We start from the raw sequence: 10,517 nt of genomic DNA on the forward strand, positions 1-10,517 counted from the left end.
TGAATGGTCTGCCGCAGGCGCAACACAGACCAGCCTTGACAAATCATAAAATGGGTTTTTAAAAAGGTTTGAAGCTGAATCTCTCAAAAAAAGATTATTATCTTTTCTACTTAGACAGTCCGAACTAGTGGGGTAACTATATAGAAGTGAATTTAAAATACCGAAAAACAAATATATGAGCTATAAACTCAAACAAGAGCGAGAATTGAAAACTAATAAACGATGAAAGCATTATTCATTATACTTGCCTTTATTTATCTGGATTGTGATGTGAATTATCAAAGTCATAATAATGATAAATTTAATTATGTATCTGAGTTTGATACTATAAATAACTTATTGTTATCACATTCGAAAAGTCAATTTGAATACTTTTATATTTTTCTTGGAATACAGGAAAAGGTGATTTATGTTAAATATGATGATATAAATAAAAATCATATCATTAATATTTACGAGAATGGGCTATTAGTAAAAGAAAGTAGGTATGATGGGGATTTTAACCCAATTGACAAAAGTTTGGGCCTCACATTTTATTCACAATGCAAGTCTACAATTTCATTTCATAATGCAGAGATTTTCTATGTTAGAGATAATTACAATAATCAATACCTAAAATTTACTTCAATAGGAGCAGAACTGTTATTTACATTATCAGAGAATAAGACTGACCATAAAATAAATACAGTTTATCAAACATTTAACGCATTGATAGCGCCACATTTATAATTGATAAAAGGGTGATATTTTTTAAACATGCTTTTTATCTCTTTCGAAAGCTATTTTATATTCATTTTCCTGCTTACTACGTTGTACTTTAAATTATTGACATTTAGAAATCAGGAGATTTCTTATGATCTGTAGGACACGAATGACGTTTCAGCTTAACATTCGCGCCAGTAAGCTTTCTACCTAATTCGATTGGTAGTACTTCCCCGGCATTGAAGGGAAAAGCGTTAAGAATTTCATGAATTGAGCCGTTAAAAATGATTTTTCTGTTTGAGCTTTAGCGAGTTTAAAATCATTTAGGCGAAAGGAATGGAATTTAGCTTTTGACTTCAAAGCCTTGAATTTTTTGCTTCGTTTTTGTTTCAAGACAAAAATGAAGAAGAAGGAAGCTTGAAAGTAGACCTTAGAAAGCTAGCAGAAATATTGATTGAAAGTAAACGATAATTTAGTTTACAATGTAGTTGCTGTATTAAGCTGAACTACTTTAATAAAGGCTTTGTTTTAGAACTGATAATGCATTTATCTATCTACCCAAAACTGAGCATATGCGAAACCGTTCTCTGCAAGCAAAAAAATGGATAAAAAAATTACCAAAGGTAAACTTCGACAACCAAGAAAACCCCAATTCTTATTTTGATATCCTCAAAATTGAAGATCTTTTAGAGAGGGATTTAGACCATGATGTTTGTAAGAATCACCTTGTTAAATTCTATGTCATTCTTTTTGTCTATGAAGGAGAGGGCTATCATACCATTGATTTTACGGACTATAATTATAAGGAAGGGACAGTGATTTTGGTGAGAAAAGACCAAATCCAAAAATTTTTTAGAAGCACTAATGTGAAGGGGTATTTACTCATTTTTACCGAAGAATTTATCATTGGTCATTTGAACAAAATGGAAGCCTTGAAAGCGTTTCAACTGTTCAATGAATCACTAAGTTTTCCAAAAATAGAATTTAACAATAAGGATGAGTTTTCCGATTTTATGGTTTTGGTAAAGCAGTTGGAATTGGAATATCACGCTAAGGATGTTTTTTCAATTGGTATAACAAGAAGTGTTTTGCACGTTCTGATTATAAAATTATTTCGTATCAAAGATAAAGCAGGGTATTTCGTTGAAAGAAAAAAATACATGTCCCAATTCCTAGCTTTTCATAAATTGGTAGAAGAAGAATGTTTCAAAAGTAAAAAAGTCCAGTATTTTTCAGAAAAGTTAGGTGTCTCCACTAAAACACTCAATAACATTGTAAATGAAGTAGTGAATGTCTCTGCCAAATCTTTTATAGATGAAAGGTGCATTATGCAAATAAAAAGATTACTTATTAGCACCGATCATTCTATCAAGGAAATCGCTTACATAGCAGGATTTAGCGATGCCACGAATTTTTTTAAATACTTTAAAAAATTTACCAATAGCTCACCAAAGGTATTTCGTCAAGCACATTAGACTTTATTGACAACTTTCCCATTTTGACAGTTTTTAGGATTATTATGATCATCAATATCGTTTTTCTTTCCCGTAACTTTGTTTCATGATTTTTACCGAAGACTCTGTTTCAATTTTTATATAAACTCTATTTCAATGCGACTTTTAAAACTAAATTTCTTGTTTTTAGGTGCCATTTTCTCATTGGCAACCTTAACTTCTTGTGATGACGATGATGATGTGACTGTATTACCAATCACATTGGGTTCAAAAGTAAATGTAAACAACACTTTTCAATCTCCTGCATTCGGATATGATGACGAGATGGATTTTGCAGTAATTTCAGGCATGAATGCCGGAGATTTTGCGGCCGATGCAACTCTTTCTTCTTCTGTTGAATTCCCTGCTTATATCGGTTTGTACGATATTAATATCAGTGAAACCACGATCACCTTCGATGTCATTGCTCCAGAAGATGACCCCACTTTTTCAGGATTCTGGAGAATTATTGAAGCGGGTACATTTGACCGGTATTACCTTACTTTTGAAAATGCTCAAAATGTGAAAGGCTTTACCTCAAGCAACCCTAATGTAAGGCTCCGAATTGATTCTGAAAAAGTATTGGTAGTGGAGATAAGTCAAGGCTATGACTTTAATCCTGACCAGAAATTTACAATCACTTTAAATTAAATGGTATGCAAATCACTTTAAAATCATTCTTTCTGCTTGTAACGTCACTGTATATTTCTAGTTGTGCAACTGCTACAAATTCAAATTCAATGAAAGGTAAAACGATAATGGAAGTTACCACTTTCAACATTAAGTCTGATGCTAGCCCAACTACTTTTGCGGCACTTGATGCAAAGGTGGAAAGCGACTTTACAAGTAAGCAAAAGGGATTTATTACCCGTCAGAGTGGTGTAGATGACAAAGGAGATTATGTGGTAGTAGTGTATTGGAAAAGTGTAGCTGATGCCGATGCTTCCATGAGTAAATTCATGGGGAATACCTCCGTTGCCGATTATACCCAAATGATCGATGCACCGACAATGAAAATGTCAAGATATGCAATTGATAAACCTTTCAATGCGGAAAATAGCCGATTTGTTGAAATCATGTCCTTTGATGTAAAAGAAGGGACAGATGTTGCACAATTTCAGTCTGTTAATCAAAAAGTGGAAACAGATTTCACTAGAAAACAGAAAGGTTTCTTACAACGATTGATAGGTGTGAATGAATCAGGAGAACAAGTAGTTGCTGTTTATTGGGAAAATAAAGCGCTATCAGATGCTTCGTTACAACCATTCATGGAAGCACCAATTTCAAAAGATTTTATGTCAAGAATGGACCAGAATTCTATAGACATGGGACGTTATAAATTTTTAAATATGGATTCACCAAACAAAGAAAAAGTAGTAGCCCTACTTAATAGCTTTAACACGGGCGACCAAACGCCAATTTCGTACATCAATCCCGAAAAATACATTCAGCACAATTTAGATGTTGGTGATGGATTGGCAGGTTTTGGAGCGGTAATGAAAAATGCACCAGAAGGTGGTTTTAAAGCCAATGTTGTACGGGTTTTTCAGGATGGTGATTATGTATTTACACATACCGAGTATGATTTTTTCGGACCAAAAGCAGCCTTTGATGTTTTTCGATTTGAAGATGGAAAAATTGTTGAACATTGGGATAATCTGGCAGCAGTAACTCCACCAAATCCAAGTGGCAGAACTCAATTTGACGGAACAACTGACATTACAGACAGAGAAAAAACAAATGCAAATAAAAAGGTAGTTTGGCAATTTGTGGATGAAGTTTTGTTGAATGGAAAAATGGACAACTTGACGACACTTGTCAACCCCACAAAGTACCTACAACACAACTCAGCCGTAGCCGATGGATTAGATGGTTTAGGTGCAGCTCTAAAATACTTTGCTGAAAATGATATGGTGATGGTTTATGATAAAGTACATAAAGTATTAGCAGAAGGCAATTTCGTATTGACGATGAGCGAAGGAAAATTCGGCAAAGCACCAGGTAATCATGTAGCCTATTATGATCTATTCCGATTAGAAAATGGACAAATAGTGGAACATTGGGATGTAATACAACCTATCCCACCAAAATCGGAATGGAAAAATGATAATGGGAAGTTTTAATACCCTTGAAAATCAAAATGTAATTTTACGTCAAATAAAGAATGAGTTTTACAATCTGACTTTAAAATAATTGGAAGGTTGACTATATTAATGGTCAACCTTTTTTCTTTTGTCACTTATTTGGTGGAAAGGATAGTCAGTTAGGCGAACTTTGTAGTTAATTTTTTATAGGTTTAGAATTTAGGTTCTAACTTTGGAATTATATTATTTTTTTCTAGCTCTTTTGAATTAGAACTCACAATAGAAATGTATCAAAAAAATAGAGTGAGTTTTTAACAAAAGATCTATTGAAGTATGGACTGCATAATTTGAAGCAAACTTGAATAACGGATGACTCTAAAAATGAATTTATTAATTAGTGTAATTGTAATAATGGTTTTGTTATCATGTAAGAGATTAGTAGGAATCAATTTAGAAAACTTAGAATTTAAAGAAATTAGATTTACAGAATTGCCTTTATTGGTACAAGAGGAGATATTGGCTGAAAAAGAAAGAGATACTATTGGAACTGATCGTGTTTATAATTTATCTCCTAATAATTGTGGTAAAATTGAGTATAAGAATACTTCAATTGCAGGGATTTACAATGGTCGAAGAATCTTTAAAATTTGCAGGGAAAAATTTTATCATACAAACTCTTCAAACAAGTATCATAAACCTGTTATTCTTTATAAGGGGATTCTCTATATACCCTACTCAATTAATTCAAGTTTTCCTCTTAATGGATATGAAAAGTATATTTACAGAGCTTTTGACTTATCAGAATACATTTAAAGAACTCACCTATTGAGTAACTTACCATTTCAAATGAAAAAACTGCAATTACAAATCATATGCTTATTCTTTTTTATACTCTTTATATCTATAATCTCTTATTTTAATACAGAGTTTAATAGATCATTTAGAAAAATAACATATTATGATGACTTGGAAGAAGTAGTAAAAAAAATGAATCATAGTAAAGGAATTAATTTCGTTATAACGGAAAATGATGATAGTCTTTTTGTTTTACTAGATCAAGGGTTACTTACTGTGGGTGATAGTATCATCAAAAAAACTAATTCCTCAAAGTTTATTGTTAAAAATGATTCTTCTTCTAAATCCTATCAACTTAGGTACATAGGTTTTAATGATTGGGTACATAGTATATTAGGTAAAAGAGAGATTGTATCAGACAGAGGAGAAGTTTCATACAATTGATACATTTTCATCTTGTAATGTTTGTTTGATAAAAACAGTGAGCTTGAATACACTGAATAAAAATTCCAAATGTAAGAGATTCAATTGAAGATTATGAATAAGTTTATATTAATTATACTGTTAAGCCTTAGCACGATTGGTTGTACGACTCAAAAAGACATTTATATAAGGCCAAGGTTTGTTTATGATACCTGGGTAGGAGAAAAGGATATTTATGAGAGTTTAGATCAGCAATCTGAAATGGAACATTGGAGTGAGCCAACCTATACTTTTAATTATGATTCTTTAGAAGAGAAAAAGAATTATTACCCCCAAAAAGATTCTGTCTATTATAAGTTTTATAGAAAGAAAAGATTAAACACTAAGGCTTTTTTTGGTGAGGAAATAGAAGGTAATAAATATAAAGCAATCGCGATTATTATTGACAATAAGAAAGATACATTAGTAATTGATGTTCGTTTAAATTTACTGTATAAAAATAAAATGTATAAGCTAACGAATGAAGGTTATAAACGGCAAAACGATTTGTACTCAACAAAATAATTGAATTGTACATTTTATTTTGTCGTTTATATTATGTTATAATTGTTAACAGTTACATTAAAATTAGGTAGTGAATCAAGTGTCATAATTTTATCAACTGTTGCTTGTGTCATGTATCTTTTAGATGAATCCCAAGGCGAACCTTGAAATAGGCAAGTTATTACACCACCATTATTTGGTATTACTGATAGTTGATCTACTATTAGTAACATTTCACTATTTAAAATTCCGTAATTCTTTTTATCCTCACCCGATAAAATACAACCTGTGAAATTTATATACACGTTATTATTTCCATTTATAACACTAAAATCTAAACCTTCCAAACCATTTTGAAACCCAGTTGAACAGATAAAAAACCTAACTAGGTCAGGTGAAAATGGCTTCATAAATGCAATTTGTTGATTAGTAGTATTGTGGAGTGCATACAAATCTAGCGAGATGAATTTTGATGAATTAATTCTAAAAGAATTAGAATAGTCGACACCTAACCAGTTGTTGACGAAAGCAGCTGAATTTGAAATACCTACAGATTCTAGTGAAGTACAATCTTCTATATTCAACCAACCATATCTTTGACCTGCAAATTTCATAGCAGTTATAGACTTTAAAGACGTGCATCCTTTTAAATTAGCACGAGGAATGTAAGAAAGAGTTTCTAGTGATGAACATCCAGTAAAGTCAACGTGATTGAAAGTAGTTGGAGCTGGCATTCTTAAACCACCACTAAATTTCACTAATGAAGATTTCCCAACTAACCCTGTAACTGTTTTTACATCAGAAGACAAACCTCCGTTACCACCCAAATACAGTTCTTTTATCGAACCCGACGCTTTTGATAAGTCAATTGTGTCTATTTTGTTTCCATCTTCATCGACCACATAATTAAATCCGTAGTTAGAAGCCATAGTTAGAACTTCAATATTTTCCGATTCTAGTATTTTGTCTAACGCCTTTTGTGTTGTTGAAACCCAACACATTCTCCAGTATTTCACTAAACTAGGATCGTATGGTAAGTTATTTTCTGTGTAAACTAATATAGATGATCGAGTATGTGGGTTCTGTGCGTTAGGGTGAATTATACTTAACTCGTTTAGTACTCTTCTGTTATCACCTAGGTACAAGTACCAGGTGTTATCTTCATTTGCTGTAATATTTATCTTTCTTTGAGAAAATTTAAACGCAGTTTCGATGTCATAATACTTACCAGTATTCAAGATTTTTTTACTTCCAATTACAGCATTTTGTATAGCTAAATCTTCTTCATCTTTTGCTAATTCCTGTTTCCAGCTTGGAATTACTTCTCTCTCTCCTATTGGTTGATATAGCACTGCTTGTGGAATAATAATTTCAATTCCATACTCACTTACTGCACCGTTTAAAGCGTGATTAAAAACACTAACATCTTCAAAGCAGTTAATCATATTGAGCTTTAAGCCATTTGCCGTAATTGTACCATCTTCCAAATAGTCAAATACTATCTGTATTAATTCGTTGATTGAATCATACTTTAAAGAATTATTGTTGACTAGGTCAAGATGAATATTACTTGATAATAAAATAATAGATGGATCATAATTTACTATTGACATTGTAGACACATTAATATAACTAACACTATCCAAATCACTATGATACAACTCCATGATATCCCCATTCTCCAACTGCACACTACCAACAACTCTCTTACCATTACAAAACCACAACTCAGCCCCCGAATTAGCCGTAACCCTCCCAGTAAAATCAACATAAGTACGCTCCCCAATTGTAGCACTAAGCAACTTATAATTCACAATTTTAATTGTCCAACCAAGAGCAGTAAGAGCGTCAATACGTCCTTGCAAAGTCGGATTACCATCCAAATCCACAAGCACAATTCCGGCATTAAAAGTACGGTTTGCAATTACAGTATCAAAATCATTGACACGCTCTATTTCAGCAAGCATTCTTTCAAAATCACTCGACTCATAAAAAGCATTTTCAACGTCTAAAGTTACGCCTGTTTGATTCACCCAAGAGCCCAAGCGAAGATCAGGGTTTAATGCGTTTTTAAAGCAGATATAAACGAGGTTTAACCAGTCGTTAGAAGTGAGATCTATTACACCCGAAACACCGGCATCGCAAGCACTGATTGAATTGATTTGAGACTTACCGCTTAATGCAAATAAGTAGGAAATACCTGCTCTATGATCCCATACGAAATTCGTTCCTGTGGCTACTAATTTTGATGAGTTTGTATTTCTGATTTCAAGGTCTGCACCGGGCGTTGTTGCTTCTGCGATATTGGAAAATTCAACAGCTCCAGCAAAGCCTTTGACTCTTACTTGATATTCGTATGTCGTGCCGTGATCAAGACTGTCATTTTGCCAAGTTGTTTCTGCTACTTCGCTTTCATGAACTATGAGAAAATCTAAAGCACCTTTCTTTTTTCGCCAAATTTCAAACCCATACAATCCTTGACTATTATCAGACCAATTCAATGTAATTGATCCGATTTCTGAAGGGGTAGGAACGGCGGTCAATCCACTTGGAGGGGAAGGAATTTCTATATCTCCAGTATTCACACGAACATCACGAGACTGAAAGTAATTCACAATCTCTGGACGTTCTTGATTGTCGGTATCAACAACTACTTCCGTACCTGCATTGATTATGCCGTTGGGGTTGATGTGCGGGTTTCTTTCAAGGAATGCAGGTAAACCTTCAATACTTCCTTCTAAGAATAATACAACATCAAGAATGTTCATTCCTTCGCTTGTGATTACTTTCTTTTTCATGTGTTTTCGTGAGTATTTTTTAGAGCTTCATTAACTTGCCTACAACCATATAAGGCGGTCTGTTTTCGTGTGCATCACCTCCAGTTGACTTTACTGCATTACCAGAAACATCGACATTAATATCAAAAGTAGGATGCTCGCCCGTAGGTTTATCACCTCCAGCAAAATAACTTGTGTTATCATGATTGTCATCATCTCCACCTGTGATGCCAGATACTGTAGTAGTAGTTGAAAAAGGAAGTGATAATGGTGGAATATCATCCACTGTCAATGTAACATCTTTTGATCCTCCAACATTTCCCATCTTAAAATATTCACTTAGGTTAGCATCGGGATTCCCGTCTGCTTCTGCATTGTCAGACATACCAATTGTAACACGCCCACGAAGGTCAGGAGTATTATTTTGACCATTACACAAGGCGTAACCAATGAAATCTCCAATACCTAATCCTGAAGCGGTGAAATTTGTAAGAGAACCTTTGTAATCTACAATCATTCCCGGAAGCAATCCTTGTAAACCTGCAATGGCATCAGAGTTTCTTTTCACAGGATGTTTGATAATAGCATCATAATCAAACAAACCTGCACCTCTAGCTCCAAATGTCGGAACTAACTTCTCTTCAGTACAAAAATCAAAGGTTCCTACCTTATTATACCCCTCAAGCAAATCATGAGGCTCATGAGTTAATTTTGTAGTTTGAAGATTGAAGACAGGGATTTCAGATCCGACACCAGAAGCATTGAAGGCATCTACCTTATACAAGGTATTTTGCCATAACAACCAACCTTCATCACATTGAAAATTATTTCCATTTTGAGTGAATTCTACTCCTTTGATTCGCACTGGTGCAGTACTTTCGGTTAACACTGACGCTAGTGCTTCAGCTACATCTTTTGTAGCATTATACATATGCTCGAAGTCTTTCGTGTTTACCGCTAGACCTTTTGAAGGTGTATTAAGGATTTTCATTTTTATATGTATTTGATTTCGTAAATGACTCCTACATGGAGATATTTTTTCAAGAAAACACGAATTGCATTTTCTTGACTTTGTAAAGCAATTGGAACTTCAACTATCAATTGCGTTTGCTCATAATCAACCTTTTCTTCGGGCGTTCTTACCACTGCTTTAGCAGTTTCAGGAGTACCTAATATTGGAGTAGTCGCATTGTATTCCGGAGGAAAAACCAAGAACTCTACCTTCTCTACAATCTGCGTAATTAGATTGATTGAAGGATTATTGAAACGTTCTCTAATCAATGTTTCCACAGCCAGTTTTGATCTTCCCCAAATAATTTGATCTTTTGCGTAATTCCGGAAGATCAAGAATTCTCTTGATAGGGTATACACATGATGGACTAACAAGTACACCCAATTAATGAACTTGCTCTTTCGTTGTTTTGGGGGCAACGTCCGATAACTTGTGATTTTAAAATCTAATTCAAACATTTGCAATGACGTTTATTTGGTAAGTATCTAATTCCATCCAACCCGACGATGGGTAATATCTAGCTTCCACATCTTCGTAAGACGTTCCAATGTCAGGCTTTGCCTTCATGACTGTGATATAAAAGTCTTCAGCTCCTTCTACCTCTTTCACTTTTTCTACTAGATCAGAAATCAACAAAGATCCATTGAAGGGCAGGTTTTGAATATAACTTTCAACAGCAGATTGCACA

The 10,517-nt window shown here is 33.8% G+C and carries 10 protein-coding genes and 1 pseudogene; 7 read left to right on the forward strand and 4 right to left on the reverse strand.

The features are described 5' to 3' along the window. Positions 1–222 precede the first annotated feature (222 nt). The 7 genes from AVL50_RS10065 to AVL50_RS10100 all read left to right on the forward strand — a co-directional run bounded on the left by AVL50_RS10065 (position 223) and on the right by AVL50_RS10100 (position 6,061). Positions 223–729 (forward strand): hypothetical protein, encoded by a 507-nt coding sequence (locus AVL50_RS10065; RefSeq protein ID WP_062616374.1) that lies wholly within the window; start codon positions 223–225, stop codon positions 727–729. Between the two features lie 545 nt (positions 730–1,274). Then, positions 1,275–2,177, forward strand: coding sequence for an AraC family transcriptional regulator (locus tag AVL50_RS10075; RefSeq protein ID WP_062616376.1), 903 nt, complete (start codon positions 1,275–1,277; stop codon positions 2,175–2,177). A gap of 135 nt (positions 2,178–2,312) precedes the next feature. Next, entirely contained in the window at positions 2,313–2,846 is a 534-nt protein-coding gene (locus tag AVL50_RS10080) for a hypothetical protein (protein WP_062616377.1), read from the forward strand. 89 nt (positions 2,847–2,935) lie between these two features. Continuing rightward, on the forward strand, positions 2,936–4,318 hold the full coding sequence (locus AVL50_RS33615) for a nuclear transport factor 2 family protein (RefSeq protein ID WP_253764271.1): 1,383 nt from the start codon (positions 2,936–2,938) through the stop codon (positions 4,316–4,318). A 342-nt stretch (positions 4,319–4,660) separates the two neighbouring features. Next, complete coding sequence (locus tag AVL50_RS10090) at positions 4,661–5,092, forward strand: hypothetical protein (protein WP_157491254.1); 432 nt, start codon at positions 4,661–4,663, stop codon at positions 5,090–5,092. A gap of 33 nt (positions 5,093–5,125) precedes the next feature. Next, a complete protein-coding gene (locus AVL50_RS10095; protein ID WP_062616379.1) occupies positions 5,126–5,518 on the forward strand; it encodes a hypothetical protein in 393 nt (130 codons plus the stop codon). Positions 5,519–5,611: 93 nt separating this feature from the next. Further along, positions 5,612–6,061 (forward strand): hypothetical protein, encoded by a 450-nt coding sequence (locus AVL50_RS10100; protein WP_062616380.1) that lies wholly within the window; start codon positions 5,612–5,614, stop codon positions 6,059–6,061. 26 nt (positions 6,062–6,087) lie between these two features. On the opposite strand, the gene AVL50_RS10105 is transcribed toward AVL50_RS10100, so the two are convergent. The 4 genes and pseudogenes from AVL50_RS10105 to AVL50_RS33330 all read right to left on the reverse strand — a co-directional run. Then, positions 6,088–8,838, reverse strand: a complete 2,751-nt coding sequence (locus AVL50_RS10105) for a fibronectin type III domain-containing protein (protein WP_062616381.1) — start codon at positions 8,836–8,838, stop codon at positions 6,088–6,090. Between the two features lie 19 nt (positions 8,839–8,857). Next, positions 8,858–9,808 (reverse strand): hypothetical protein, encoded by a 951-nt coding sequence (locus tag AVL50_RS10110; protein WP_062616382.1) that lies wholly within the window; start codon positions 9,806–9,808, stop codon positions 8,858–8,860. Between the two features lie 2 nt (positions 9,809–9,810). After that, entirely contained in the window at positions 9,811–10,287 is a 477-nt protein-coding gene (locus tag AVL50_RS10115; RefSeq protein WP_062616383.1) for a hypothetical protein, read from the reverse strand. Next, positions 10,280–10,517: pseudogene (locus AVL50_RS33330) on the reverse strand (hypothetical protein); the annotation flags it as partial. The gene AVL50_RS10115 and the pseudogene AVL50_RS33330, both read right to left, overlap by 8 nt.

The sequence above is a fragment of the Flammeovirga sp. SJP92 genome, assembly GCF_001583495.1.
Taxonomy (GTDB): domain Bacteria; phylum Bacteroidota; class Bacteroidia; order Cytophagales; family Flammeovirgaceae; genus Flammeovirga.

Excerpts from the sequence above, each read along its gene's own strand:
- AVL50_RS10065 (WP_062616374.1), top strand. The coding sequence starts at position 223 with ATGAAAGCATTATTCATTATACTTGCCTTTATTTATCTGGATTGTGAT.
- AVL50_RS10075 (WP_062616376.1), top strand. The coding sequence starts at position 1,275 with ATGCGAAACCGTTCTCTGCAAGCAAAAAAATGGATAAAAAAATTACCA.
- AVL50_RS10080 (WP_062616377.1), top strand. The coding sequence starts at position 2,313 with ATGCGACTTTTAAAACTAAATTTCTTGTTTTTAGGTGCCATTTTCTCA.
- AVL50_RS33615 (WP_253764271.1), top strand. The coding sequence starts at position 2,936 with ATGAAAGGTAAAACGATAATGGAAGTTACCACTTTCAACATTAAGTCT.
- AVL50_RS10090 (WP_157491254.1), top strand. The coding sequence starts at position 4,661 with ATGAATTTATTAATTAGTGTAATTGTAATAATGGTTTTGTTATCATGT.
- AVL50_RS10095 (WP_062616379.1), top strand. The coding sequence starts at position 5,126 with ATGAAAAAACTGCAATTACAAATCATATGCTTATTCTTTTTTATACTC.
- AVL50_RS10100 (WP_062616380.1), top strand. The coding sequence starts at position 5,612 with ATGAATAAGTTTATATTAATTATACTGTTAAGCCTTAGCACGATTGGT.
- AVL50_RS10105 (WP_062616381.1), bottom strand. The coding sequence starts at position 8,838 with ATGAAAAAGAAAGTAATCACAAGCGAAGGAATGAACATTCTTGATGTT.
- AVL50_RS10110 (WP_062616382.1), bottom strand. The coding sequence starts at position 9,808 with ATGAAAATCCTTAATACACCTTCAAAAGGTCTAGCGGTAAACACGAAA.
- AVL50_RS10115 (WP_062616383.1), bottom strand. The coding sequence starts at position 10,287 with ATGTTTGAATTAGATTTTAAAATCACAAGTTATCGGACGTTGCCCCCA.